This is a genomic window from Vibrio sp. Y51_MX_L26, assembly GCF_024181935.1.
Classification (GTDB): domain Bacteria; phylum Pseudomonadota; class Gammaproteobacteria; order Enterobacterales; family Vibrionaceae; genus Vibrio; species Vibrio diabolicus.
In genome coordinates this window covers 377,385-403,859 of sequence record NZ_JAMZAS010000003.1, presented here as the reverse complement: position 1 = coordinate 403,859, position 26,475 = coordinate 377,385, and the positions used below count along the sequence as shown (strand labels likewise).

General features: G+C 45.5%; 27 protein-coding genes. 15 read left to right on the top strand and 12 right to left on the bottom strand.

All coding sequences use genetic code 11. The annotated features are described in order from the left end of the window. Positions 1-237: 237 nt before the first annotated feature. Positions 238-780, top strand: coding sequence for a glycine cleavage system protein R (locus tag NL645_RS10485; protein WP_012841515.1), 543 nt, complete (start codon positions 238-240; stop codon positions 778-780). A 16-nt stretch (positions 781-796) separates the two neighbouring features. Continuing rightward, positions 797-1,267, top strand: a complete 471-nt coding sequence (gene bcp / locus NL645_RS10480; RefSeq protein ID WP_005380418.1) for a thioredoxin-dependent thiol peroxidase — start codon at positions 797-799, stop codon at positions 1,265-1,267. A 78-nt stretch (positions 1,268-1,345) separates the two neighbouring features. Here the strand turns inward: bcp and NL645_RS10475 are convergent, their stop codons facing one another. Further along, positions 1,346-2,419, bottom strand: coding sequence for an AI-2E family transporter (locus tag NL645_RS10475; protein ID WP_006741685.1), 1,074 nt, complete (start codon positions 2,417-2,419; stop codon positions 1,346-1,348). Position 2,420: 1 nt separating this feature from the next. Further along, the gene (locus tag NL645_RS10470; RefSeq protein WP_046875522.1) at positions 2,421-2,657 is read right to left on the bottom strand and encodes a sulfurtransferase TusA family protein; all 237 of its coding nucleotides are present in this window, start codon (positions 2,655-2,657) and stop codon (positions 2,421-2,423) included. A gap of 257 nt (positions 2,658-2,914) precedes the next feature. On the opposite strand from NL645_RS10470, the gene NL645_RS10465 reads away from it, so the two are divergent. From NL645_RS10465 to NL645_RS10450, 4 genes are read left to right on the top strand one after another with little or no spacing between them, the layout of a single operon-like run. Beyond that, positions 2,915-4,366, top strand: coding sequence for a M48 family metallopeptidase (locus NL645_RS10465; RefSeq protein ID WP_012841513.1), 1,452 nt, complete (start codon positions 2,915-2,917; stop codon positions 4,364-4,366). A 16-nt stretch (positions 4,367-4,382) separates the two neighbouring features. Beyond that, the gene (gene arsC, locus NL645_RS10460; RefSeq protein ID WP_005380410.1) at positions 4,383-4,733 is read left to right on the top strand and encodes an arsenate reductase (glutaredoxin); all 351 of its coding nucleotides are present in this window, start codon (positions 4,383-4,385) and stop codon (positions 4,731-4,733) included. Beyond that, positions 4,734-5,303 (top strand): NAD(P)H:quinone oxidoreductase, encoded by a 570-nt coding sequence (gene wrbA / locus NL645_RS10455; protein ID WP_012841512.1) that lies wholly within the window; start codon positions 4,734-4,736, stop codon positions 5,301-5,303. It abuts the gene before it with no gap. A gap of 22 nt (positions 5,304-5,325) precedes the next feature. Beyond that, on the top strand, positions 5,326-5,766 hold the full coding sequence (locus NL645_RS10450) for a DUF2069 domain-containing protein (protein WP_012841511.1): 441 nt from the start codon (positions 5,326-5,328) through the stop codon (positions 5,764-5,766). Between the two features lie 112 nt (positions 5,767-5,878). Here the strand turns inward: NL645_RS10450 and NL645_RS10445 are convergent, their stop codons facing one another. Continuing rightward, positions 5,879-7,087, bottom strand: coding sequence for a DUF2066 domain-containing protein (locus tag NL645_RS10445; RefSeq protein WP_253651673.1), 1,209 nt, complete (start codon positions 7,085-7,087; stop codon positions 5,879-5,881). 365 nt (positions 7,088-7,452) lie between these two features. Between NL645_RS10445 and NL645_RS10440 the strand changes: the two genes are divergently transcribed. Next, entirely contained in the window at positions 7,453-8,706 is a 1,254-nt protein-coding gene (locus NL645_RS10440; RefSeq protein ID WP_053809782.1) for a uracil-xanthine permease family protein, read from the top strand. A gap of 121 nt (positions 8,707-8,827) precedes the next feature. On the opposite strand, the gene upp is transcribed toward NL645_RS10440, so the two are convergent. Continuing rightward, a complete protein-coding gene (gene upp, locus NL645_RS10435) occupies positions 8,828-9,454 on the bottom strand; it encodes a uracil phosphoribosyltransferase (RefSeq protein ID WP_041852906.1) in 627 nt (208 codons plus the stop codon). Between the two features lie 179 nt (positions 9,455-9,633). Here upp and purM point away from each other — a divergent pair, with 179 nt between their 5' ends. After that, on the top strand, positions 9,634-10,674 hold the full coding sequence (gene purM, locus NL645_RS10430) for a phosphoribosylformylglycinamidine cyclo-ligase (protein WP_253651672.1): 1,041 nt from the start codon (positions 9,634-9,636) through the stop codon (positions 10,672-10,674). 151 nt (positions 10,675-10,825) lie between these two features. Then, positions 10,826-11,482 carry a phosphoribosylglycinamide formyltransferase gene (gene purN, locus NL645_RS10425; RefSeq protein ID WP_253651671.1) on the top strand — a complete coding sequence of 219 codons (657 nt, stop codon included), beginning with the start codon at positions 10,826-10,828 and terminating at the stop codon, positions 11,480-11,482. 370 nt (positions 11,483-11,852) lie between these two features. Here purN and NL645_RS10420 read toward each other — a convergent pair whose 3' ends face one another. Both NL645_RS10420 and lpcA read right to left on the bottom strand, forming a co-directional pair. After that, positions 11,853-12,698, bottom strand: coding sequence for a class II glutamine amidotransferase (locus NL645_RS10420; RefSeq protein WP_006741678.1), 846 nt, complete (start codon positions 12,696-12,698; stop codon positions 11,853-11,855). A 51-nt stretch (positions 12,699-12,749) separates the two neighbouring features. Further along, positions 12,750-13,325, bottom strand: a complete 576-nt coding sequence (gene lpcA / locus NL645_RS10415) for a D-sedoheptulose 7-phosphate isomerase (RefSeq protein ID WP_005380392.1) — start codon at positions 13,323-13,325, stop codon at positions 12,750-12,752. Positions 13,326-13,701: 376 nt separating this feature from the next. On the opposite strand from lpcA, the gene fadE reads away from it, so the two are divergent. Then, positions 13,702-16,146 (top strand): acyl-CoA dehydrogenase FadE, encoded by a 2,445-nt coding sequence (gene fadE / locus NL645_RS10410; RefSeq protein ID WP_253651670.1) that lies wholly within the window; start codon positions 13,702-13,704, stop codon positions 16,144-16,146. 210 nt (positions 16,147-16,356) lie between these two features. Further along, positions 16,357-18,132, top strand: coding sequence for a SulP family inorganic anion transporter (locus NL645_RS10405; RefSeq protein ID WP_046875514.1), 1,776 nt, complete (start codon positions 16,357-16,359; stop codon positions 18,130-18,132). Between the two features lie 73 nt (positions 18,133-18,205). Here NL645_RS10405 and NL645_RS10400 read toward each other — a convergent pair whose 3' ends face one another. The 5 genes from NL645_RS10400 to dnaQ form a co-directional block, all read right to left on the bottom strand. Next, positions 18,206-18,616, bottom strand: a complete 411-nt coding sequence (locus NL645_RS10400) for a GNAT family N-acetyltransferase (protein ID WP_085342912.1) — start codon at positions 18,614-18,616, stop codon at positions 18,206-18,208. Between the two features lie 83 nt (positions 18,617-18,699). Beyond that, on the bottom strand, positions 18,700-19,092 hold the full coding sequence (locus tag NL645_RS10395) for a DUF1353 domain-containing protein (protein ID WP_046875512.1): 393 nt from the start codon (positions 19,090-19,092) through the stop codon (positions 18,700-18,702). Positions 19,093-19,143: 51 nt separating this feature from the next. Beyond that, positions 19,144-19,701: a hypothetical protein gene (locus NL645_RS10390; RefSeq protein WP_046875511.1), complete on the bottom strand. Its 558-nt coding sequence runs from the start codon at positions 19,699-19,701 to the stop codon at positions 19,144-19,146. A gap of 203 nt (positions 19,702-19,904) precedes the next feature. After that, on the bottom strand, positions 19,905-21,155 hold the full coding sequence (locus tag NL645_RS10385; protein ID WP_253651669.1) for a TIGR03503 family protein: 1,251 nt from the start codon (positions 21,153-21,155) through the stop codon (positions 19,905-19,907). Positions 21,156-21,163: 8 nt separating this feature from the next. Further along, positions 21,164-21,886: a DNA polymerase III subunit epsilon gene (dnaQ, locus tag NL645_RS10380; protein WP_005380385.1), complete on the bottom strand. Its 723-nt coding sequence runs from the start codon at positions 21,884-21,886 to the stop codon at positions 21,164-21,166. A gap of 59 nt (positions 21,887-21,945) precedes the next feature. Between dnaQ and rnhA the strand changes: the two genes are divergently transcribed. After that, positions 21,946-22,410, top strand: a complete 465-nt coding sequence (gene rnhA, locus NL645_RS10375; protein WP_012841509.1) for a ribonuclease HI — start codon at positions 21,946-21,948, stop codon at positions 22,408-22,410. On the opposite strand, the gene NL645_RS10370 is transcribed toward rnhA, so the two are convergent. After that, the gene (locus NL645_RS10370) at positions 22,407-23,153 is read right to left on the bottom strand and encodes a class I SAM-dependent methyltransferase (RefSeq protein WP_012841508.1); all 747 of its coding nucleotides are present in this window, start codon (positions 23,151-23,153) and stop codon (positions 22,407-22,409) included. The genes rnhA and NL645_RS10370 overlap by 4 nt on opposite strands. A 37-nt stretch (positions 23,154-23,190) precedes the next feature. Between NL645_RS10370 and gloB the strand changes: the two genes are divergently transcribed. The 3 genes from gloB (at position 23,191) to NL645_RS10355 (ending at position 26,475) form a co-directional block, all read left to right on the top strand. Then, positions 23,191-23,949 carry a hydroxyacylglutathione hydrolase gene (gene gloB / locus NL645_RS10365; protein WP_006741673.1) on the top strand — a complete coding sequence of 253 codons (759 nt, stop codon included), beginning with the start codon at positions 23,191-23,193 and terminating at the stop codon, positions 23,947-23,949. Between the two features lie 259 nt (positions 23,950-24,208). Continuing rightward, the gene (locus NL645_RS10360) at positions 24,209-25,792 is read left to right on the top strand and encodes a LysM peptidoglycan-binding domain-containing protein (protein ID WP_104969700.1); all 1,584 of its coding nucleotides are present in this window, start codon (positions 24,209-24,211) and stop codon (positions 25,790-25,792) included. Then, positions 25,789-26,475 carry a YIP1 family protein gene (locus NL645_RS10355; protein ID WP_253651668.1) on the top strand — a complete coding sequence of 229 codons (687 nt, stop codon included), beginning with the start codon at positions 25,789-25,791 and terminating at the stop codon, positions 26,473-26,475. The genes NL645_RS10360 and NL645_RS10355 overlap by 4 nt, the downstream gene beginning before the upstream one ends.

Here is a 26,475-nt window from a genome sequence, read left to right as displayed (position 1 = left end):
ATACTCTTGGGTTGCGCTCACCAAGTCAGACCTGAGTGAATAAAAAGACCAAACAATACGCAAGCACATCATGCAAACGTTTTATTCCCCCGACTCCCTCGTTTACTGCTTGCCCCCAATCGTTCACCTCAAGAGCCAACCTGCTTTTTTGTAAACTAAAAAAAGAACTGACTCGATATTTCTCCGCAATATCTGTGCTAACATCTCTCTATTGAAGAAAGGACAAGAAGCTCATTTATGAAGCAACATCTGGTACTTACAGCAGTTGGAACGGACCGTCCAGGCATTTGTAACCAAGTCGTACACCTCGTTACTCAAGCCGGTTGTAACATAGTCGATAGCCGTATCGCTATCTTTGGCAGCGAATTTACGCTGATCATGCTCCTAACTGGGAACGCCAGCAGTGTGACTCGAGTAGAAACGCAATTGCCCCTACTTGGCCAAGAGCATGACCTGATTACGATTATGAAGCGTACGTCGGCGCACGAATTGCTCGACAACAGCTACACAATGGAAGTGTTTATTGAGTCTGAAGACCGCCCAGGTCTGACTGAAAAGTTTACTAAGTTCTTCGCGGATCAACAGATTGGTTTGGACTCTCTTAGTGCCCAAACTATCAGTAAGTCGAAAATTCAACTTGATGCCGACCAATTCCACATTGCGATTACCGCATCAGTAAGTGCGGATTGTAACTTAATGCAATTACAAGAAGATTTCGATGAACTTTGTCAGTCGCTCAACGTACAAGGTTCTCTGAATTTCATTAAAAACACACTATAAAGTAAAGGAAATCAAAATGAATACGCTGACAGCAGGCTCGCCAGCGCCAGCCTTCTCTTTGCTCGACCAAGACGGAAATACCGTTTCTCTTGAAGACTTTAAAGGCAAGAAAGTACTTTTCTACTTTTACCCTAAGGCGATGACGCCGGGTTGTACTACACAAGCAAAAGGCCTTCGTGACATCAAAGCTGAACTCGATGCACATAACGTGGTGGTACTCGGCGTAAGCATCGACCCTGTAAAGCGCCTAGGCAAGTTCATCGAGCGCGATGATTTAAACTTCACTCTGCTTTCTGATGAAGATCATGCCGTTGCAGACCAGTTCGGCGTTTGGGGCGAAAAGAAATTCATGGGTAAAGTATACGATGGTCTTCACCGCATTAGCTTCCTGATCAATGAAGAAGGCGTAATTGAACACGTGTTCAACAAGTTCAAAACTAAAGATCACCACGAAGTCGTATTAAATTACCTGAACGAAAACGCATAAGCGCGATCCGTTCTTCAAATAACAAGAAAGCCCAGCAAACTGCTGGGCTTTCTTTTGAGCATCGTACTTTGGTAACGCCTACTCTTGTTCGACTGGTTCGTTTTCTTCCGTACTCGGTAAGGCATGCCATACGGCTTTAACTAGTGTCGCCAACGGAATGGCGAAGAATACGCCCCAAAAACCCCACAAGCCACCGAAGACTAACACTGCCACAATGATGGCAACTGGGTGTAAATTTACCGCCTCAGAAAACAGAACAGGAACTAACACATTACCATCCAGCGCCTGGATAATACCGTAAGCAAGCAGCAACCAATAAAACGGAGGCGCAAGACCCCACTGGAACAGACCAACGATGGCGACAGGCACGGTTACAGCTGCCGCGCCGATATAAGGAATTAACACAGATAGACCGACAGCTACGGCAAGCAGCGCCGAATAGCGAAGATCTAAAATGGCAAAAGTCACGTAACTCACGCCACCCACGATTAAAATTTCGAGCACTTTTCCGCGAATGTAATTGGAGATCTGCTCGTTCATTTCATGCCAAACTTTATTCGCGAGCTTACGGTTTTTCGGCAAAACACCACTCGCGATTCTTAGCATCTCTTCTTTGTCTTTCAGTAAGAAGAAGATAAGTAGTGGCACTAAAATCAGGTATACCGCTAGCGTCGCAATACTGACTAATGACGCAAGTGAGCCTTTTACTACACTCTCACCAAGTCCCAACGCTTGGTTTTTGGCATTTGTCACCACGGTTTCTACAATTTCTAAGTTTGCTAACTCAGGATGACGTTCTGGTAGCGTGACAATAAACTTTTGTAACCCGTTGTACATGTTTGGAATATCGTTAATTAGATTACCGACCTGAGTCCAAATCGTCGGAACCAAACCAAACAAAGCGATCAACATCAATCCGACGAACATTAAGATCACGATGATGACCGACAAAGTGCGCGGCACGCCCATGCGACACATTTTTACGACTGGCCATTCAAGTAAATAAGCCAAAACGATCGCGACAAGCAATGGCGCAATCAAATGCCCAAAGAAGTAAATGGTGATAAAACCAAACAGCAAGATCGCGACGAGACTTACTGCATGAGGGTCTGAGAAACGTCGTTTATACCAACGACTAACCATTTCAAACATCTTATGCGGATTCCTTATTGAATACAGTCAATGTGTAGTGCTCTGATGTAGATTGGCAATCAACTGAGTACCCTTGGGCACTGAGATAGTTCACAATGTCTCGTTTAGAGCTGTTATCCACCACTTGAATAACAAGTTGATGATACTGCTGCGTTTCTCCTTGAAAGACTTCAGCAGCGTGACGCTTTGCAAGTAACAGTGCCATAGGGCAACGTTGTTCACGCAAATCAAGTAACATGGATTCCATTGTATTGCTCTGCACTTATGATAGGGTTGTATTGTAACGGCTTTTTGAGCTGGTGCTAGCACTTCTGACATGATTTAACCACATGCTGAAATGACTCGGATATAAAATAATTTACGAAACCAATTCATTTATTTCCGGTCTTATTGCTAGCTTATATCCTCGCGGATAACCAAAACGCATGTGGCGCTGTTGAGAGGTTCTCAGCCTCTAACCACATGCTTATGTATTTTGGAGAACCTTTTAAACGTATGTTAAAACGCACTCGCTCGCTAGTTTGCTTATGTCTTGCAGCTGCAATCAGTTCGCCGACAACTTATGCCAATAGCATTGACTTGCCAGACATTGGCACGGCTGCTGGTGGCACGCTCTCAATAGACCAAGAGTTGATTTACGGCGACGCCTATATGCGTATGCTCAGAGCCAGTAAACCTATCGTTAATGATCCTGTTATCAATGAGTATATTGACGCTCTCGGGCACAGATTAGTAGCCAATGCGAACGATGTAAAAACGCCGTTTCACTTCTTTATGATTCGCGACCGCAATATTAACGCGTTCGCGTTTTTTGGTGGTTACGTAGCGTTGCACTCTGGGTTGTTTCTTCATGCACGTTCAGAAAGCGAGTTAGCCTCTGTTGTTGCTCACGAGATTGCGCACGTCACACAACGCCACCTTGCGCGCAGCATGGAAGAGCAAGCACGTCGCTCTCCGGCCACATTAGCTGCACTCGCTGGCGCATTACTGCTTTCGATTGCCTCACCAGAAGCGGGGATGGCTGCAATTACGGCGGCAACCGCAGGTAACATGCAAAGCCAAATCAACTACACTCGCGCGAATGAAAAAGAAGCGGATCGCTTTGGTATTTCAACACTGGCAAAAGCTGGTTTTGATGTTCAAGCAATGCCACGTTTTTTTGGCCGTCTTGCAGATGAATATCGTTATGCGAGTAAACCGCCGCCAATGCTACTGACTCACCCACTACCTGAAGATCGAATTACCGATAGCCGTGCGCGAGCAAGGACCTATCCACCAATGCGAGTTGTGCCTTCAATAGACTATCACCTAGCGCGTGCGCGCATTGTTGCGCGGTACGCCGGCATTGACGGACAAGCTGCTTTAGGCTGGTTTGAGCGAACTCAAAAGAAAGCCTCTGCGGACATCACACCTGCTTTTGACTATGGGCGAGCACTCGTACATTTAGACAGCAAACGCTTGTCTCAAGCGGAACCTATTTTGAAAAAGTTGCTGGAGCAGGACCCAAGTAACCCGTTCTACCTGGATGCTATGACGGATTTATATATCGAGAAGAAGCAGCCAGAAAAAGCAACCGAGATGCTCCGTAAAGCGTTATCTCGGAACCCTCAAAATAAAGTATTGACCATTAACTATGCCAATGCGCTACTTGAGGACAATAAAAACGATCAAGCCACGCGAGTTCTTCAAAGATACACTCATGATTATCCTGAAGATACAAATGGCTGGCACCTAATATCGAAGAGCTACCACGCGCTAGGACGTAGTGATGAAGAGTTGGCTGCGCGAGCGGAAATTTTGGCGTTGCGAGCAAACTGGAATAAAGCGATTCAATATTATAGTGAAGCAAGTAAAATGGCCAAGTTGGGCAGCTTAGAGCAAGCTCGATACGATGCCCGTATTGACCAACTCATGATCCAAAGAGATCGATTCATGGCATTACAATAACGAAATGGAGAAAACCATGTCAGTCGTGATTTATCACAACCCTCGTTGCTCAAAGAGCCGTCAAACACTTGAACTGCTTGAGCAAAATGGTGTTACACCGGAAGTCGTCAAATACCTAGACACACCACTTAACGTAGATGAGCTAAAAGCGCTGTACGCACAACTTGGCTTTTCATCTGTACGTGAAATGATGCGCACCAAAGAAAGCGAATACAAAGAACTTGGCCTAGGCGAAGACTCTGTTAGCGATGAGCAATTGTTCGAAGCAATGGCGAAAAATCCAAAATTATTTGAGCGTCCGGTGGTAGTTGCCAACGGCAAAGCGAAAATTGGTCGACCACCAGAGCAAGTGTTGGATATTCTATAAATGGATTGCCAGATCCTTATTTTGTATTTCAGCCGTCACGGCTCGACAAAACAACTGGCAAGACAGATAGCAAGAGGAGTCGAATCGACTCCTCAATGCCAAGCAATTTTGCGTACAGTTGAAGAATTGTCACCTCACTCACACTCCCCTTCTGATCCAATTGTTACTCTAGAGGAACTGAAAACGTGCGACGGTCTAGCGTTTGGCAGTCCCGTCTGGTTTGGCAACATGGCTGCGCCTTTAAAGCACTTCTGGGATCAGACTACATCTTTATGGGTCAGTGGTGACTTAATCGATAAGCCAGCTTGTGTCTTTACCTCTTCCTCTTCGATGCATGGTGGTCAAGAAACAACGTTACAAAGCATGATGACCCCTTTGTTGCATCACGGGATGATGGTTTTGGGCATTCCTTATGCCGAACCAGAGTTACACACTACGCAGTCCGGAGGCACTCCGTATGGCGCCAGCAGTGTAGGCCATGAGGCAACCCTCAGCAGTGAAGAGATTCGTCTGGCACAACAATTAGGCAAAAGGCTGGCAACTGCAGCGTTAAAACTAAAAGTCTGTTAGTAAAATCAAGGATAGTTAATCGATGTCTGACTCTTTAGACCAAACACCACTCGGTACACAGGCTAAAACCTATCGTTACCTGGCTTTATTTGGCAACTTAGCCTTATTGGCCTGGGTCGCTATTTGGCAGCTTGCGTTGTCCCCTCACCCTCACCTCAGCAGCACAACACTTGCTATTGCTTGGTGTATTCCGCTATTACTTCCGTTGCCTGGTATTTTGGCCGGCAAGCCATACACTCATGCTTGGGCTAACTTTGTTCTTATGCTGTATTTCTTGCATGCGCTGACCATTCTTTATGTGGATGGTGGAGAACGTTGGCTTGCGGCAGTAGAGTTGCTCCTGACTTCACTCGGTTTCGCTGGCAATATTTTGTTTGCTAGAGCGAGAGGCAAAGAGCTAGGTCTTAAGTTGAAGCGCCTCTCTCAAGTAGAAAAAGAAGAAAAAGCGAAATTCAATAAATAACGCCAATCGCAGTCAATCACTGAGCATTGGTTCGAATACGAATTTAGAAAACAAAAAGAGTCGCTATTGCGACTCTTTTTTGCGCTTCACGCCTGGAACGCTATCAACGCAATTACGATGCCGAGCGCCACTCGTAGATCAAGTCATACTGTTCTCGGACAGGCTTCACAATCATCGGCTGAATTGGTTGCGTTTCGTCCTTTGCTTCCGCTGCGATATCCGCAGGCACTTCAGACTGCACTTTTTCTACCATAGCTGTATCTTTAGCTTCATTCATCGGAGCAATTGGCTCTGCTTCTTGAGTTAAAGCTGGGGCATCAACTTCACCCAAAGGATCTTCAAAAACCATTAATTGAGAAATAGAAGAAGCTTCTTTCTCAAAAGCTTGTTGAGATGCCAAAAGATGGATGTTGAGCGTCAGCTCATCACCTTGGACACGCTTAATTTCCGTACCCGCAACCGAATTAAGTTGTTTTAACGCATTCTCTAAACGGAAGAAGTCCGTGGCAGACGTTACATTAAGGACTTTCACCGCCAACGCTTTTGAAGATTTTCCAGATACTACCACTGCGCTCTTACTCGCGTAGTAGTCAGCGATGCCATCAACCATCTCAGCAATGGCATTGGCGCCTGATGCTGAACCGTTACGCGGAGAGCGCTGTGCTTCAACAATTCTCATTGGTGATTGATCGTATAACGTCCAGCGAATTTGTTCACCTTGAGCGCGCACAACTAAAACGGCATCCGCTGGGTAGCGCTGGCTCGCTTGGCCAATTGGCTCAATAAAGCCGCCCCAAAGATCAGAAACATTAACACCAGTTACATCATCAAAATCACCAACCGGGATCGTGATCGGCAAGCCTCTCGATTTCGCAGCACTGCGAAGTGCTACAACGTTTGAAGAGTCGGAATGCTCCCAAGCAATATTACGATCGTAGCTCTGCTCTTCCACCATCCAAACCAAAATATTGGCGCGATTTGGCGACCAAGATGGCAATTGTGCTTGTGTTAAAAGCGAGCTGATTTGGTCACTGTTAAACAACATTTTTAAGCTCGCTTTTCCATCAACCTGCCCATAGCTCAGTTGGGAAATGTAACGCGCACTTGAACCAAGTGCCTTTTTAATCACTGGATTGCTTAAAGAGGATTGAGAACCGGTCGCTCGAACAATCACATCCTGCATACCTTGTTGACGAGCCAGAGACTCACCGTCGTTCTGCTCACTGTCGATAACCACTTCGGCACGATAGATATCCACCTGAGTTAATGCATATACTGGTAGGGACAACCAACCTATCAGTAAGAGAGCTAAATAGCGCATAGTTTTTATAATCCTCTGAACAAGAACCCGAATAATAAGCAACTATCAAATCTTGAGCAAGGTAAGTACTGAGTAAATTGTCTGTATTATGACCAGCTTTGTTAACTCGGGGCTCAACGAGCACTCTAGTGTTGTTTTTCATAATAAACTCATTGCTTATCCAGCTATCTCAACAAGTTAGACAGTTCATTTTTCATCGTCACGCAAGACTCGTAAAAGAGGCCAATTTGCAAGCAACTAACTCTCAAAAACGCTATTTATGGGAAAGATTCAATCGAAAGTTTGATCCATGCAACGTTGCAAACGATTGCAGGATGATAGTATTCGCCGGATTTGTCTGCGTATCTTGAAAATAGGGAATTATTATGAAAAACGCGTTACAAGGCGCTCAAATGCTCTTTGTCGCTTTTGGTGCTTTGGTGCTTGTGCCGCTGTTAACTGGCCTTGATCCAAATGTCGCCCTCTTTGGTGCCGGTGTCGGTACTCTCCTCTTCCAATTAATGACTAAACGTTCTGTTCCCATCTTCCTTGCCTCTTCTTTTGCGTTTATTGCTCCTATTATGTTCGGTATCCAAACTTGGGGTATCGGCGCAACGATGGGCGGCTTAATGGCAGCGGGCCTGGTTTATGTGGCTCTAGGGGCGATGATCAAAGTGCGTGGTGTTGGATTTATCCATAAAATTCTCCCGCCTGTTGTCGTTGGCCCTGTGATCATGGTGATTGGTCTTGGCCTTGCTCCAACAGCAGTGAACATGGCGGTAGGTAAAACCGGTGATGGTGCTGCACAGCTTGTTAATGGTGATGCTGCGATCATCATCTCGGCGGTCTCACTGCTCACAACCATTGTACTAAGCGTGTTTGCAAAAGGCTTTTTGAAGCTCGTTCCAATTGTCGGTGGTATTCTTGCAGGTTACTCTGTTTCTCTATTCTACGGAGTGGTTGATTTCACTCCAGTAGCACAAGCGGCTTGGCTAGCTATGCCAAACTTCACCGCGCCAGAGTTCAACATAAACGCAATCTTGTTCATGATTCCTGTCGCTATCGCACCTGCGGTAGAGCACGTAGGTGACATGCTTGCTATCTCAAACGTTACAGGTAAAAACTACCTGAAAAAACCTGGCCTTCATCGCACAATCGCAGGTGACGGGGTGGCAACTATCGCAGCCTCGATGGTGGGTGCTCCACCAAACACCACTTACAGTGAAGTTACAGGAGCGGTAATGCTAACCAAAGCATTTAACCCTGTGATCATGACTTGGGCTGCGATCACTGCAATCGTACTTGCATTGGTAGGTAAGCTAGGCGCGGTTCTTCAAACGATTCCAGTACCTGTCATGGGCGGTATCATGATTCTGTTGTTCGGCTCTATCGCCACAGTAGGCCTCAACACACTGATCAAGAATAACGTTGATTTACATAAGTCTCGTAACCTAGTGATCGTTGCCGTAACACTTGTATTTGGTATTGGCGGTATGGCTTTCGGTATTGGTGAGTTCAGCCTACAAGGTGTGAGCCTATGCGGTATCGTGGCAATTATTCTTAACCTTGTGCTACCAAACGATTTAGGTGAAAACCACGTTGTAGATAACGCACAAATGGAAGAAGAGAACGCGAAATAGTGCGTCTGCGCTGCTTTACTGAGTGGCGCATTTTATTCTTCTCGTATTATAGATATAAAAAAGGCTTGGTTTTCACCAAGCCTTTGTTTTTTCTGTTCAGTCGTAGTAATACATTAAAGAATTACTTAGTACCGAAGATCTTATCACCTGCATCACCTAGACCCGGTACGATGTAGCCTTTGTCATTTAGCTTCTCATCGATTGCCGCAGTGTATAGCTCCACATCTGGGTGTGCTTTTTCTAGCGCTTCAATACCTTCTGGTGCAGCAACAAGTACCAACACTTTGATTTGGTTACAACCTTTCTCTTTTAGAAGATCAATCGTAGCAATCATAGAACCACCCGTTGCAAGCATTGGGTCAACAACAAGCGCAATACGCTCATCGATGTTAGAAGCAAGCTTGTTGAAGTAAGGAACTGGCTCAAGTGTTTCTTCATCACGGTAAATACCAACAACACTGATACGTGCGCTTGGCATGTGCTCAAGAACACCGTCCATCATGCCTAGACCTGCACGTAGGATTGGTACTACGGTTACTTTTTTACCTTTAATTTGGTCTACTTCTACCGGACCGTTCCAACCATCAATGGTCACTTTTTCTGTTTCAAAGTCTGACGTTGCTTCGTAAGTAAGTAGGCTACCGACCTCAGTCGCTAACTCACGAAAACGTTTTGTGCTGATGTCACCTTCTCTCATTAGACCAATTTTATGTTTTACTAGAGGGTGCTTTACTTCAACAACTTTCATGTCCATCTCCGGCTATAGTTGGCAATATTTAAACAAACCTTCAGATTATACATGATTTTTACAGGGATATCAGGATAAATCACTAAAGAAAAAAACAGACGCAAACGTTTGCTATCTATGTTTAAGCACTGTTAGAATAGCGCCGTTTTCATATCCAACTTAATACCGAGGACTTCCCTGTGAGTGGTAACAACTCTTCTCTTAGCTATAAAGACGCTGGTGTAGATATTGATGCAGGCAACGCGCTTGTGGATCGTATTAAGGGTGCGGTAAAACGTACTCGTCGCCCTGAAGTTATGGGTGGTATCGGTGGTTTTGGCGCGCTATGCGAATTGCCAACCAAATACAAACAACCTGTACTGGTTTCTGGTACTGATGGCGTAGGTACTAAGCTTCGCCTAGCACTGGATATGAACAAGCACGACACTATCGGCATCGACCTTGTTGCGATGTGTGTAAATGATCTTATCGTGCAAGGCGCAGAGCCACTGTTCTTCCTAGATTATTACGCAACAGGCAAGCTAGACGTTGATACCGCTGCGGATGTTGTTTCAGGTATCGCGGAAGGCTGTATTCAAGCAGGTTGTGCCCTAATTGGTGGCGAAACTGCGGAGATGCCTGGCATGTATGAAGGCGAAGACTACGATGTAGCTGGTTTCTGTGTTGGCGTAGTCGAAAAAGAAGACGTGATCGACGGCACGAAAGTCGCTGCTGGTGATGCACTTATCGCTGTTGGCTCAAGCGGCCCACACTCAAACGGTTACTCCCTTATCCGTAAAATCCTAGAAGTATCAGGTGCAGATAAGAACGAAGAACTAGCAGGTCGCACTATCGGTGAGCACCTACTAGAACCAACTAAGATTTACATCAAATCAGCACTTAAGATGATTGAGAAACACGACATCCATGCGATTTCTCATATCACTGGTGGTGGTTTTTGGGAAAACATCCCACGTGTGCTGCCTGAAGGTACAAAAGCAGTTATCGATGGTAGCAGCTGGGAATGGCCAGTGATCTTCAAGTGGCTACAAGAGAAAGGCAACGTCGACACACACGAAATGTACCGTACGTTCAACTGTGGTGTGGGTCTAATCGTTGCACTACCTAAAGACCAAGCGGAAGCCGCGGTTGCTCTTCTTCAAGAAGAAGGTGAAAACGCATGGGTGATTGGTCAAATCGCGCAAGCAGACGCGAATGAAGAGCAAGTTAAAATCCAATAATTTGCAAATCGAGCTCACAAGATAAAAAGAATGAGGACACTAGATGACTAGGTCCTCATTTTGCTATCTAGAACAATAAAAACCATTCTATTAGTAGGTAGTTTAGAAGCTACATAACTCCAACCTACAATACCAAGGCACTCTCGACATCATGAAAAACCATACCCTAAAAAACATTGTGGTCCTCATCTCGGGTAACGGAAGTAACCTGCAAGCTATCTTGGAAGCTTGCGAAGACAGCATGCCAAACGCACGAGTGGCAGCCGTGTTCTCTAACAAAGCCGATGCTTTGGGTTTAGAACGTGCAAAAAAGTTTGATGTAGACGGTCACTTTGTCGACCCTAAAGCATTCGATTCACGTGAAAGCTTTGATGCAGAGCTAATGAGTCAAATCGATGAATACCAACCAGACGTGATTATTCTGGCGGGCTACATGCGTATTCTGAGCAGCGAGTTTGTTTCTCATTACATGGGTAAGATGATCAATATCCACCCTTCTCTTCTACCAAAATATCCTGGGCTACACACACACCAGAGAGCAGTAGATGCTGGCGATAAAGAACATGGTACGAGTGTGCACTTTGTAACGGAAGAGCTTGATGGTGGCCCTGTCATACTGCAAGCAAAAGTTCCGGTATTCGAAGACGATAATGCTAGTGTACTTGCAGCGCGTGTTCAGGCTCAGGAACACCGAATCTACCCTATGGTGGCTAAGTGGTTAGTAGATGAGCGCTTAATCATGAAGGATGGTAAAGCCTATTTAGATGGCGCAGAGCTTGGCACACACGGCTACGCCTCCGATGAGTAGTCCTGAATACTAAACTCCAAACACAAAAGAGCAGCCTGAGAGCTGCCTTTTGTTATTTTGAAACATATAAACTTGATTCAAGAAAGCCGTAGTGAGACTAGAAACCTAAAACCCAATATTCTAAAAAATCCCATAACCACTTGAGTAACACGACACTCGGAAAGTAGATTCTGAACCTGGTTCGTTCCTCACCGTTCAGAATGACGTGGTGTTTTATGAGAAATTTCTCTCAGTTACGTCTTTCCAGCAAGCCTTAGCGAGACTAGGAGGCTAGAAAGTATGAGAGTTCACCAGTATCCGCATTCGGTTAAAAACGTATAAAATAAAGCTCGCGATTAAGCGAGCTTTACGAGTTGTTCCGAATTAACCGCTATTCTAACGGCTCAGTTGGCGCCTGATTGCCCGGTTTCGCCGCTGCAAACGGCACATTCACCAGTTCAGAGGCATTGTTTTTCACAAGTTCACCTAGGTGAAACAAGCCGTATTCGCCAGGCTTCATCCGCTGCCAAGCTTCATTGCCCGTTAAAGGTTGAGTCGCGATCACAGACACAATGTCGTGTGGCGTTGTTTCTTCTTGGAAGTTAATTTCCACATCTTCATCAAGCAAAGCGGCTTTACCAAACGGTGCACGTCTCGTGATCCAATACAAATGATTGGTGCAATACGTCATTACATACTCACCATCACTCAGAAGCATGTTAAATACACCCTTCTCTCTTAGCTCATCACAACATTTAGCAACATATAAGAATACCGATTCCATATCCTTTGGCGGCTCAGGATATCGATCTTCCATTTGCTTCAGTAACCAACAAAAGGCCAGTTCACTATCTGTCTCACCGACAGGTCGGTGTCGACCCGTATGTAAGTCTTGATAGCCTGAGAGCTGACCGTTGTGCGCAAACGTCCAATACCTCCCCCACAGCTCACGTGTAAAAGGGTGAGTATTTTCTAAATTAACGCCGCCACGATTCGCCTGTCGGATATGGCTAACGACAGCGCGACTTTTGATGGGATAATTTTGCACTAACTCTGCAATTTGCGACTCACAACTTGGCTTGGGATCTTTGAAAGTTCGAAAACCTTTCCCTTCGTAGAAGGTAATTCCCCATCCGTCACGGTGTGGGCCAGTTCGACCTCCACGCTGCATGAGCCCGGTAAAACTGAAACAAATATCCGTCGGAACATTAGCGCTCATACCGAGCAATTCACACATGATTTAAAAAACTCCCTAACAACACAGCTCGAAAAGGTGGCTGTGAAACGACTATTCCATCTCTTTTTCAATCAACTGAATGATGATATGAATAATCTTAATATGAATTTCTTGAATACGGTCCGCATAACCAAAGTGTGGCACGCGGATTTCAATATCGGCAAGCCCTGCCATTTTGCCGCCATCTTTGCCTGTTAGCGCAATCGTCTTCATGCCTTTCGCTTGCGCCGCTTCAATCGCTTTCAGGATGTTACCAGAGTTACCTGAAGTCGACAGACCAAACAGTACGTCACCTTTTCGACCAACGGCTTCTACATAACGGGAAAACACGAAGTCATAACCAAAGTCATTACTCACGCAAGAAAGGTGACTTGGATCTGAAATAGCAATACCAGCATAGCCAGGACGGTTTTCTCGGTAACGGCCTGTTAACTCTTCGGCAAAGTGCATCGAATCACAGTGAGAACCACCGTTACCACATGACAGTACTTTACCATCTTGCTTGAATGAGTCAGCAATCATTTTCGCCGCTGCTTCGATTTGCGCAATGTTATGGTCATCGCTTAAAAATTTGTTGAGCACTTCAGCAGCTTCGTTTAATTCACTTCTAATCAGATCATGGTACATAAGACGTTCTCTTTATTATTTCGGCTTCAGTCAGTCCTAGATTCACTGAGCAAATTGTTCTGATACCAGTTTGGTATCGGACATTTCATAAACCTGAACTCGGGTTTGATTACTCTGAGTTTACCCACAAACGAGAATTAGTGTCGATAGTGAACCAACAGATTTAGATTGGTGATGGTAATAAACTTGTCAACTTGCTCATGAAACCATCACTCAAATCGCAACTTTAGAACTTTAACTCTACTTAGATCACTTTTTATCCAATCTTATGTTTTACATTTCCTTAATATTTTGATTACACTTAAACCAACTGGTTAGACCTCTTACCTAACATACAGACGTACAACACTTATAAAGTCTGAAAAGGAAAATACATATGGACATCTTGCTCTCAATCATCACGATGACGGTCGTGCTAGGCATTACGCTCTACCACCGCATGTCTCTCGTGAAATCTATTAGTTTACTCACAGCAGCTATGTTAACGCTTACAGTAACAGGCGCGGTTGGCGTTACTGGTTGGACGATTTACGTTCTTGCTGCCGCTGTATTCGCGGTTCCTGGCGTACGTCAGTCTTTGATAAGCCGCAAAGCATTAGCGCTTTTCAAGAAAGTGCTGCCAGCTATGTCTCAAACCGAAAAAGAAGCGTTAGACGCAGGTACCGTCTGGTGGGAAGCCGAGCTATTTAAAGGCAAACCAGAGTGGCAAAAGCTTCACGCAATTCAAGCACCTAAATTAAGTGCAGAAGAACAAGCCTTTTTAGACGGTCCAGTGAATGAAGTGTGTGCCATGGTGAGCGATTTCCAAGTGACTCACGAACTCGCGGACTTACCGCCAGAAGTATGGCAATACCTGAAAGATCACAAATTCTTTGCCATGATCATTAAGAAAAAGTACGGTGGTCTTGAGTTCTCAGCATACGCGCAATCACTAGTACTACAAAAACTAACGGGTGTTTCTGGCGTTCTATCGTCTACCGTTGGTGTTCCTAACTCTTTGGGTCCTGGTGAGCTACTGCAACACTACGGTACTGAAGATCAGAAAAATCATTACTTACCTCGCCTAGCTGAAGGTAAGGAAATACCTTGTTTCGCCTTAACGAGTCCAGAAGCGGGCTCTGACGCTGGCTCTATTCCAGATTACGGTGTGGTTTGTAAAGGCGAATGGGAAGGAAAAGAAGTACTGGGTATGCGCCTGACTTGGAACAAGCGCTACATCACCCTAGCGCCAGTCGCAACGGTACTAGGCTTAGCATTTAAACTTCGCGATCCTGAAGGTTTGCTAGGCGAAAAAGAAGATCTTGGCATCACTTGTGCGCTTATCCCAACTGATGTCAAAGGTGTTGAGATTGGTAACCGACACTTCCCGCTCAATGTGCCATTCCAAAATGGTCCAACGCGCGGTAAAGACATCTTTGTTCCTATCGATTTCATCATCGGTGGTGAAAAAATGGCGGGCCAAGGTTGGCGTATGCTGGTTGAGTGTCTATCGGTTGGTCGTGGTATCACGCTACCTTCAAACTCAACAGGTGGCATCAAAACTGCGGCAATGGCAACCGGTGCTTACTCACGTATTCGTCGTCAGTTCAAACAGCCTATCGGCCATATGGAAGGGGTTGAAGAACCATTGGCACGTCTTGGTGGTAATGCTTACGTAATGGATGCAGCAAGTAACTTAACCGTGGCAGGTATCGACCTAGGTGAAAAACCTTCGGTTATATCAGCTATCGTGAAGTACCACTGTACGCACCGTGGACAACAAAGCATCATCGACGCAATGGACATCGTAGGCGGTAAAGGTATCTGTATGGGACCTTCGAACTTCCTAGCGCGTGGTTACCAAGGTGCGCCAATCGCGGTAACGGTTGAGGGTGCAAACATCCTAACTCGTTCAATGATCATCTTTGGTCAAGGTGCGATTCGCTGTCATCCATACGTTCTTGAAGAAATGAACGCCGCGTACTCTGATGCCAGTGATGCTGTAGAGAAGTTCGATAAAGCGCTTGCGGGTCACGTGAGCTTTACAATGAGTAACCTCGTGCGCAGTATCTGGTTTGGTTTGAGCGATGGTTTAGGTTCTTCATCACCAACCAAAGATGCAACCAAGCGTTACTACCAACAATTGAACCGTTACAGCGCAAACCTTGCTCTGCTATCGGATATCTCAATGGCAGTGCTAGGTGGCTCTTTGAAGCGTAAAGAGCGTCTATCAGCGCGTCTTGGTGACATTCTAAGCCAGCTATATTTGAGCTCTGCGACGTTGAAACGTTTTGAGCAAGATGGCCGCCCAGTCGAAGATTTACCATTAGTACACTGGGGTCTACAAGACAGTTTGAAACAAGCGGAAGTGGCGGTAGACGAATTCTTAGCAAACTTCCCGAACAAAGTGATTGGTCGTGCACTGCGCGTGTTAATCATGCCATTCGGTCGTGTACGCAAAGCGCCAAGTGATAAGCTAGACAGCAAAGTGGCGCGCATTCTACAAACGCCAAGTGCAACACGTTCACGCATTGGTCGAGGTCAGTACCTTGAACCAACCGAGCACAACGCAGCAGGTAAGATTGAGCTTGCCCTGTCAGTCATTCTTCAAGCTGAGCCAGTGTTCGACAAAGTATGTAAAGCGCAAGGCAAACGTCGTCCATTCCTACGTTTGGATATGATTGCTCAGGAAGGGCTAGAGCAAGGCTTTATCACGCAAGAAGAAGCCGACCTACTAAGAGAAGCTGAACAGCATCGTCTGGATACAATCAACGTTGACGACTTTGAGCCGGAATTGCTCGCAGCAAAGCCGCTATACCCTCAGATGGATAGCGTTGCCTAACTCTCTAATCTGAAACCATAAAACGGGAGTGACAACTCCCGTTTTTTATTGCTACCAGAATAGCCTTCATAACACCTCACACCACGAAGAACCTCTGCGCAAGCGCAATAAAATCCACGCCTCCGACCCTTCCCCCCGATTTCCAGTGATAACTAACTCACAGACGTTCCAAGCAAGCGGTGTATACTTTTAAGTAACTCACTCACATATATGGTAAATCCGTTGGCTAAAATATTATTCGCACAGTGGTTCCCAGGGCTTGTTCAGCTTAAGCATTATCAAAAAGAATGGTTTGTTAACGACTTTAGAGCCGCCTTTTCTGTTGTCGCGGTTGCCCTGCCAGTTGCCATTGCTTATGCACAATTAACCGGGGTATCCGCAATTGTCGGTCTGTACTCGTGTGTACTGCCAATGTTGGTGTACGCCATGATGGGCACATCTCGACAACTCATTGTCGGACCCGATGCAGCAACTTGTGCAGTGATCGCTGCTGTTGTAACACCACTTGCCGCAGGTGACCCCACAAAACATTGGCAGTTAGTCATGACCATGACAGCGATGACTGGTATTTGGTGTGTACTGGCAAGTCGTTTCAAGTTAGGGGTGTTTGCAGACTTCCTTTCTCGCCCGATTCTTTTGGGTCTACTCAACGGTGTCGCTCTCACGATTATCGTTGGTCAGTTTGCCAAAGTGGTCGGTTTGAAATACGAACAACGTTATTTGCTGGAACGCTTATGGGAGGCTCCACAACGATTAACCGAGCTTCATTGGCCTACCGTAACTCTGAGTATCGTGACGGTTGTCGTTTATTTACTCACCAAACGCTACCGACCAACTTGGCCTGCTGCCATGCTGGCGATACTCGTGACTACCGCGTCAGTTTGGTTTTTCCATTTACAAGAGATGGGCGTATCCGTAGTTGGGCTCACTCAAGGTGGTTTCCCTCAGTTTCAAACGCCGGAGTTTGAGCTAGGTGAAGTTCGTGAGCTAGTGGTCCCGGCGCTCAACCTTGCGATTGTCAGCTTTGTTAGCATGATGCTCACCGCGCGCAGTTTCGCCGCCAAAAACGGTTATGATATTGATGCAAATAAAGAGTTTCAGGCGTTGGGCTTTGCCAACATTGCCTCGGCGTTTTCGCAAGGTTTCGCGATAAGCGGAGCTGACTCACGCACAGCGGTAAATGATGCAAATGGCGGTAAATCTCAATTAGTTTCGATTGTCGCCGCAATCACCATTGCCATTATTGCGGTATTTATTTATGAGCCTTTACAGTTTATTCCCATCGCATCACTTGGTGTCGTGTTGATCATCGCATCCCTGTCGCTGCTCGATCTCAAAGCCATTTGGAAATTAAAATCTCGTGACAAAGATGCGTTCTATCTAGCAATCATCACTTTTATTTCTGTTTTGATCGTAGGCGTAATACCGGGGATCACTTTGGCGGTACTGCTAGGGCTGTTTCAATTTTTACGTATTGTCATGCGACCGAGTGATCAGCTACTTGGCTTGGATGAAAAAGGCACCATTCGGACCATCGACGACTCAGGAAAAGCTTCGCCTATTCCTGGAATGGTGATTTACCGCTTTAACTCGCCGCTGACTTACTTCAACGCACCTTACTTTAAACGCCGAGTGTTAGAGCAAGTAGAACATCACAAAGACGCAAGTTGCGTTGTCATCGACGCCGTATCGAGCTTTACTCACTTAGATCTCAGTGTGATGGCAACACTGGCAGATATTCACAATACTTTAAAAAAGAGAGGCGTACGCTTAATCCTCGCAGGAAGGAAACGACGCTTACGTCAATGGTGTGAGCTTACTGGTATCAGCACCAGTGAAGGAGGCATCTTACTGCGAGCCGATATGTACCTTGCCATTAAACTTAGTGGCTGTTACATCAGTGCTGTGGGTGAGGGACAAATTCCTACTGTTCAAAAAGAGCCTGATTTAGAGCAGCCACCCAAACCAATTCCAGAAGTGGCTTAAATGGAAATTTAATATAGAAAACAGGAGATTAAACTCCTGTTTTCAAGTACTTATCTTCACAGCTGAATACGTATTACGCCTTCGGCTTAAACTTTTTTGTCATCCCTTGGCTTTTAGGAGCCACCAGCCTATAACCAAGCTTTTCGTAAAAGACCGGTTCATCAGCAATCATAGAAACGTAAGAGCCTTCAAGTGCAACAGAAGAAAGATAACCGTCGATGTATTCCATGACTTTTCTACCTAAACCGTTACCTTGATAATCAGAATCAACGGCAACGTCGACAATTTCGAAGTTACACGCCCCGTCACCAACAATCCGGCCCATTGCAATGAGCTTTCCTTCATCCCGGACAGATACGCCATACAACGAATTGGGTAGACCAATTTCAGCAGCTTTCAACGATTTGGGTGATAGCCCGGCTTTGACGCGCATATCACAGTATTCTTTCGGGCTTGGCACGTGCTCTTCATATCTTATTGTCATTATGTACGACTCCTTTGTATCACCTTGGAGCTTACATAACCAAACTGTATAAATAAACAGTTAAAATTGGAAAGATGTTCCCATTAAGCACACAAAGTGTCGGGTCTGGAAAAGAAGCCACCGACAACTCTGACGCCATAGTAGATATAAGTCGCTCTGAAGCTAGACATTCCTTTTTCTAAACATATTTCTCTCAGCAACATATCCGCATGCTTTCGAGCACTTTGTGGCAACACCTCTTCCCTCATGAGTTGGTAAACAGCATCATGAACTAAAGAAGCTTTCATAATGTTTTTTGTGTCTAACGCCGGCCCACTCGCTCCATCCCATGCGTAGCCCTTTTTAATCGTTAACACGCCTTGTTTGGACAAACTAAGAAAAGGGCTGTCATACGCGTTACTCACTGAAATGTGAGTCTCAATCTTTTCTTCAGAATGGAGAGTGTATTTATACTTCTGACGCTTTTTGTATTTCATAACCTAACCGCCTAACTAACTTGAGTGGGAGGAACGGGGATAACTCTCAAATTAGAGTTTCTCAGAGAGTTTTTTCAAGTAGGACTTTGCAAGATCATGGTTATCTCTGCTCAACCACTTAATACAATCAAAGAGTTCCCAAATCAGGCCTTGATCACCACTGGTATAAACTGGGAAATCTTCATGCTTTGGCGCAGGTTCATCAGTAACCATGCCAGCAATCACATCAGCTTTATCAAATAAAGTCTTAAACGGCTTAGAAAGTTTGAAAGGCTCACAGAGATCTAAACAATGAATCTCTGCACTGGTTAGGTCATTAAAAATGTATTTTTTGAAGCACGCATTTTCGTTGTGCTCTCCCTCAAGGCGATAAAAAATATCTTTATTAGCTTCAAAGTGGGTAAAGCAAGGCTCTGAGGCTTTATGGAAGTTATTTTGAGTAAAGACAACAATATCAGCGTCCGAAATGCGGTCACCTTTTCCTGATGACAATGAACCAAGCAATACCGCAGCAACAACGTCTTTTTCAGAATAAAAGGCATCATAAGCAGACTCAACCAAGGCCTTTTGTCGTGGTAGGTGTTCTAGTTCTAACGCTCCAATTGTCATAACTCACTCCGTCGATACTCACTAAAATCAAGTCGAAACTTAAAGAGTATCATGCGAGCTTTATTATGATTAATCAACGCTAAATCATGGTGTTACTTTAAAATAAAATGATTAATGACCATGAGAAACATCAACTTATGCCTCAAACTTAAACTGAAAAAAACGGAGCCGATTGGCTCCGTTTCTCGCTTCATGTGTTACTACTATTTCTTTGGCACTTCTAACTGCATCTCTGGCATGGCATCGCGCTTCGCTTTAATTTTGCGCCAGACTATCCATGCAATGATCACAATCAGCAGCATTATCACGTTACCCACCGCGATAATAATCATGCTGCGCTTACGCTCAGCCTCCCGCTCAGCAATAATTTGCTTTTCCATTTCAATACGGCGCTGCTCGGCTAATTCAGCTTCTTTTGCAATTCGAGCGGCTTCTAGATCAACTTCATCAACAACACTGAAGGTTTGCTCTGGAATAGGAAACACTAGTGGACGTTGCGTCGCTAAATCAGTGGCAAAGATCTCGCCGCGCCATGCGTACTTACCAAGCTCAGCGTCGTTATTGAGATTCAGCGTGGTTCTCATTCCATCTTTAGAAACCTGGCCTTGGCTGTAGCTAGCAAAGCCATCGGGTGCATCTTGTTCCACCGTGACTGCGATTGAGCCTGGCGCGATCATACCTTGCTCACCACTCACCACCAATTGGTGTGGTTTGTCAGGATTGCGCGCCTGAATAAAAGTACGAGAAATTGGGTTCGGATAAACCAAGATGACTTGCTCTTGCGCTCGTAAGAATACGCCATTACCAGAGGTGATTCGCGCACGGTACTTACCGGGCTCAACGTCTATTGGTAGTTGGACAGTGAACACACCATCCCCTGCTTTTTCATCCAAGCCGCGGCCATCATCAGCAAACTCACCCACAACCATCGGCACTGGACGTGCTTCTTTGATCAACTCATCTTCATTTTCGACAAACTTGGTAAATGTCACGCGCAGATTCACGCGGTCAAGGAAGTCACGCAGTACAAGAGGTTTGTCGTCGGAGGTTAGGCGAGCTGTAAACTTAAGCGCTTCCCCATTATATAATCGGTTTGGGAACACATCCGTGCTGAGCTTTAAGTGAGAAATTAATCGGATGTTATTTTTAGGAGTGACTTTCCCCACAGCCTGCCATGGGCCTGGCATAGGGTTGTCAACGGAGATAATATCGAGTGAAGCTTCTTGGTACCAACGTACATTGTCGTAGGCGTCCCAAGCATAGTACTTTTTACCGTCAGGGCGGACTAAAACAACTGGCTGAGAACTTTGCTCACGATAAACTAAAAAAGTGATCTGCTCGATGGTTGGATCCACTCGAAAGCGATTGTCTAACAAAGACATAGCAGATTCACTCAATGCACTCGAGAGACTACTCCATATCGCTAAAAACGCGACCAACAAAGCCCTCAGCATAGCTTCTCCTATTGATGCCAAATACAGTCGTTCACCAACTCTAATCTTTTTTGGTGAGCTTCTAGTTCATCGGCACTTGCGCGCAAAACCTTTAGCGCTTTTCTTCCTTCAATACGACGAATGGTTTCTACCCCACCCTCTTGTTTATTCGCGTTAAATTCTAGACTCGTTTGACCACCCGTCATAAAGAGGTAAACGTCGGCTAGAATCTCCGCATCGAGCAAAGCTCCGTGGAGTGTACGGTGCGAGTTATCAATACCGTAGCGTTCACATAAGATATCAAGGTTGTTTCGCTTGCCAGGGAAGATTTTCTTCGCCATAGCAAGGGTATCGGTCACCTTGCAGTAGTCGTCCGTTTTGCCGATGTTGGGATCGAGCATGCCAAACTCGTAATCCATAAAGCCCGTATCGAAGGGTGCGTTGTGGGCAACAAGTTCTGCGCCTTTAATAAACTCAAGAAACTCTTGGTGCACGCTCGCGTATTCCGGTTTATCAACCAAGAATTCATCCGTAATACCGTGAACTTCAACCGCTTCTGGTTGGATTTCACGATCGGGTTTTAAATAAACGTGGAAGTGACGACCAGTCAGCTTACGGTTGATGATCTCCACGGCACCGATTTCAATAATGCGGTGTCCCATGTAGTGAGGACCACCCTCGCGGTTCATACCTGTGGTTTCGGTATCGAGAACGACAATGCGGTTATATTCAGAATTGCTGCTGGTATTCATAAGGTTATGTATGTCAGACTATGCTTTATTAAATGTTTCGGCTAATAGTACCAAAAAATATGACCAAACACGTTGAGATTTTCACTGACGGTTCTTGTTTAGGTAACCCAGGACCAGGTGGTTACGGCATTGTATTGCGTTACAAAGACGTAGAAAAGACGCTTTCCAAAGGCTACACGTTAACCACCAACAACCGCATGGAAATGTTGGCGGCTGTCGTCGCGCTGCAGACGTTAAAACAACCTTGCAAAGTCACTTTAACGACTGACAGTCAATATGTGCGCCAAGGTATTACTCAGTGGATCCATAACTGGAAGAAGCGTGGCTGGAAAACAGCGGATAAAAAACCCGTTAAGAATGCCGACCTATGGCAAGCTCTAGACAAAGAAACCGCACGCCATCAAGTTGAATGGCACTGGGTAAAAGGCCACGCTGGTCATCGTGAGAATGAAATTTGTGATGAGCTAGCCCGTACCGCCGCAGAAAACCCAACCGAGGAAGATACCGGTTACCAACCCTCTTAACGAGATTCTTTCCTCATAGTATTGCCCTCTCGATTCATCACCCCTAGTGGTGTGAGCTTTTTCTTCAAACGCCAATGCGGTTTGATAGGCTTGAGAGGGTATGTTCGTTTCCGTGCCACAATGTAATACAAACTCCCTGCAGGTGACGCCCAATCACCGAGACTGTTTTCCAACCATGTCCACATCGTGCGGTAGCGCTTCATCGGAAACAGCGCGTAACGATCGCAATGAATCACTTGATAATTAAGTAACCCTAACCAGTCGTTGATGCGGTTCGACGTAAACATTCGTCCACTCCAAGGCAAATTATGTTTACGCCAAGGAAGCAAACTCGCTAATCCAGTCAAACTTAGTGGGTTAAATCCAGTGATTATCAAATAACCATCATCCATCATCACTCTATCGACTTCCCGTAGCAAACGGTGTGGATCACTTGCATAGTCGAGCTGATGAGCGAGAATCACAACATCAAAGCTTTTTTCCAAAAAGGGCAATTCGTAACCATCTGCAATCACATTATGCAACGGGTTCTGGATATCTACGTTGACTTGGTGTTGAATGTTACAATTACAGCTGGTTAGCTCACAGCTCAACCCGCCCAGTTTGAGCATATGGTAACCGAAGAGTTTCGGACACCATTCATCAAGTCGGGTCTGGATTGACTCAAGCACCCACGGACCGTTGTTCATTGCTGACCAAGTCGACGGGTGTGGTATAGTTTTGTTGCTGAGTGCTGGTTTCATTAACCACCTGACTAAAATGGGTGACGGAGAACGAATCGTGTTAGAGATCAAAAGCATACCCGCATTTAATGATAATTACATCTGGCTGATACAAAATAGCGATAAACGTTGCGCAGTCGTTGATCCGGGCGATGCGAAGCCAGTGTTAGAATACTTGCAGGCTAACGAATTAACTTTAGAAGCGATTTTAATTACGCACCACCACAACGATCACATTGGTGGCGTTCCAGACTTAGTGCGTGCCTTTCCTGAAGTCGCCGTTGTGGGCCCGAAATCTGAACCAATTCCAACCCTAACCACCCCCATGGAAGAAGGCGACAAACTGGAGTTATTTGGCGAAATCTTTTTGGTGCTAGGTTTACCAGGCCATACCTTAGGTCATATCGGTTACGTTGGAGACGGAAAACTGTTTTGCGGTGACGTGTTGTTTTCCGCAGGCTGCGGTCGTATTTTTGAAGGTACGCCAGAGCAAATGTTTGAGTCACTAAACAAGCTAACGTCTCTACCAGAAGAAACTCAAGTCTTCTGCGCGCATGAATACACCGCGAGTAACGTGGCGTTTGCTTTAGCGGTTGAGCCTGATAATGAGCAGCTCCGTCAATATCGCGATGATGTAAACCGACTGCGAGCTCTAAACATTCCGACACTTCCAACAACAATACGCAAAGAAAAGTGGATTAATCCGTTCTTGCGAACCACCAATCCTGACGTGGTTCAATCTGTTGCTAGTCGCATTAAAAATAGCGATCCATGCTCGGTTTTTACTGCTTTGCGTGAGTGGAAGAACGAATTTTAACCATTTTCTGCTTGTAAGTTTGCAAGACCCCAGTATTATCAGGGGCTGATTTTTCGAGAAGCGCCACTGGCGCTTCTCTTACGTTTGGGGTTGATATAAATCTATTTGAATTTCTCCCCATTGCATAATTTAGAAGCTCTTTGCCTCTATTAATTAATTAGTTAGTGTTTAAAAGATGTCTATTATCTTGCGACTGCCACGCACATTGTGTTGCGCGACAGGCGGGTGAAGATAAAAAGGCCCTAAATAGGCTGAATCCATGCGTTTGAAGTATACCTGGGCGTTGGCGTTGTTATTATCTGGCTGTCAATTGACTCAGTCAGACTCAACGTCTTCTACACCAGAAACCAATAAATCTGAGCAGACTGCAAAACAAAATGCAGCGAAGGCTCAACCGGGCAACACATCGTCTTTAGCAAAAAAATCCGCTAACGACGCGCCTAAAGTTCTTTCCCCTCAGGAACAAGAAGATGTATGGCAACGTATCGCCATGCAACTTGAAATGGATATCCCAAACCATAAGAAAGTGGACTACTACCGTACGTGGTATCTAAAGCACCCGAATCACCTTTACACAGTGTCTAAGCGTGCGACTCCTTTTCTATACATGATCACAAAACGTATCGAAGAGCGTGGACTCCCAATGGAGCTTGCTTTGCTTCCTGTGGTGGAAAGCTCATTCGATGCCTTTGCCTACTCACACGGTAGTGCAGCTGGATTGTGGCAATTTGTCCCTGGCACCGGAAAGATGATGGGACTAGAGCAAAACTACTGGTATGACGGTCGCCGAGATGTGGCAGCAGCAACGGATGCCGCACTGGACTACCTTGTACAACTAAACGAGCGTTTTGATGGTAGCTGGGAGCATGCAATTGCTGCTTACAACAGTGGTGGTGGCCGTGTTTCTAGCGCAATTCGTAAGAACAAAAAGCTCGGTAAACCTATCGATTTCTTCTCATTGGACTTACCAAAAGAGACCAGCAGTTACGTACCTAAGCTGCTAGCCTTGGCTGACGTCATCGCAAACCAAGACAAGTACGGGCTTAATATTCCTGCGATTCCAAACAAGCCTGTTCTAACGCTTGTCGATCCGAAAGAACAGCTTGATCTAGCCATTGCTGCAGATTATGCCGGCATTGGTGTGAAAGAGTTACAAAGTTACAACCCTGCATACAACCAATGGTCAACGGCGCCTGAAGGTCCGCACCAACTTCTGATTCCGGTAGAGAAAAAAGAGACTTTTCTCACTAAGGTGGAGAAAAACCGTGGTAAAGGGATGAAGGTCGCTCGCTACAAGGTGAAGTCTGGTGACTCTTTAAGTGTGCTAGCTAATAAATACGGCACAACCACAAAAGTGATTCGACGTGCAAACGGCCTGTCGAATAACAATATTCGTATTGGCCAATACCTACTGATTCCGACGTCAACAAAAGACGATGCGAAATACGCACTAACGGCACAAAATCGATTAAGCAAGACTCAATCACGTGCTCGTGGACAACTCAAGCTCACTCATGTCGTTCAGTCTGGAGAAAGTTTGTGGTCAATCGCACGTGAAAATAAAGTGTCGTATAAATCGTTAGCAAAATGGAATGGCATGGGCCCTAAAGATCCATTGCGCGTTGGTCAAAAGCTCGTGATTTGGAAGGACTCAGACAAAGGTGCTGTGATTCGTACCGTTTTCTACAACGTTCGCTCCGGTGACACCATTAGCGGCATTGCAAGCAAGTTCAAAGTAAAAACAAACGACATCGTGAAATGGAACTCGCTACACAAGAAAAAATACTTACAACCAGGTCAAAAACTTAAGTTGTACGTTGACGTAACGAAGGTAAGTGTATGAACCCATCAAGCAACCCACTTGTGATGCTGTTGGACATTTTTCGTTCTCCAACATCTTGCTTTCTAGCACTTTACCAACGCGGCGGATGGGGATGGCAACCGTTCATCTTCTTGATGCTTAGTCCGTTTTTATTCTGGGGCGCTTACTTTTCGAATGTCGATTTCACGTGGCTCAGTGGCCAACTTGCCGCGCAGTTTCAGCAAATCGACCCAAAGCAGATTGAGCTATTAGAGCCAAACACGCTAATGGCCAGTGCGATCATCAATGCTGTATTCAACCGCTTTGCCACCTTACTGTTGCTTGCGCTTTGGTTCTTTCTTGCAACGAAGGCAAGCAAACAACAATATGGTTACTGGAAGTGGTTTGCCGCGTCGTGTGCAATCTTATTCCCAGCAGTATTGGGCGATATCGCAAGCTACGCGAGCCTGTTACTCAAGCATGGTCAGGTGATGACTTACGCAGCAGATTTAAATAGCCTAAATGGTTTGTTAAAACTGCCACTCACCAACGAGTGGTCGCATTTTGCCAGCTCACTACCACTACTGCTGCCTTGGTACATTGTACTGGGCTACGGTGTTGTGCTTACTTGGACTGAGTTTGAACGTGGGCAAGCCTTGGTGATTGCAAGCCTGCCATGGGTATTCTTCTACGTTATTTGGGCGCTTTATATTGTGGTTACCTAA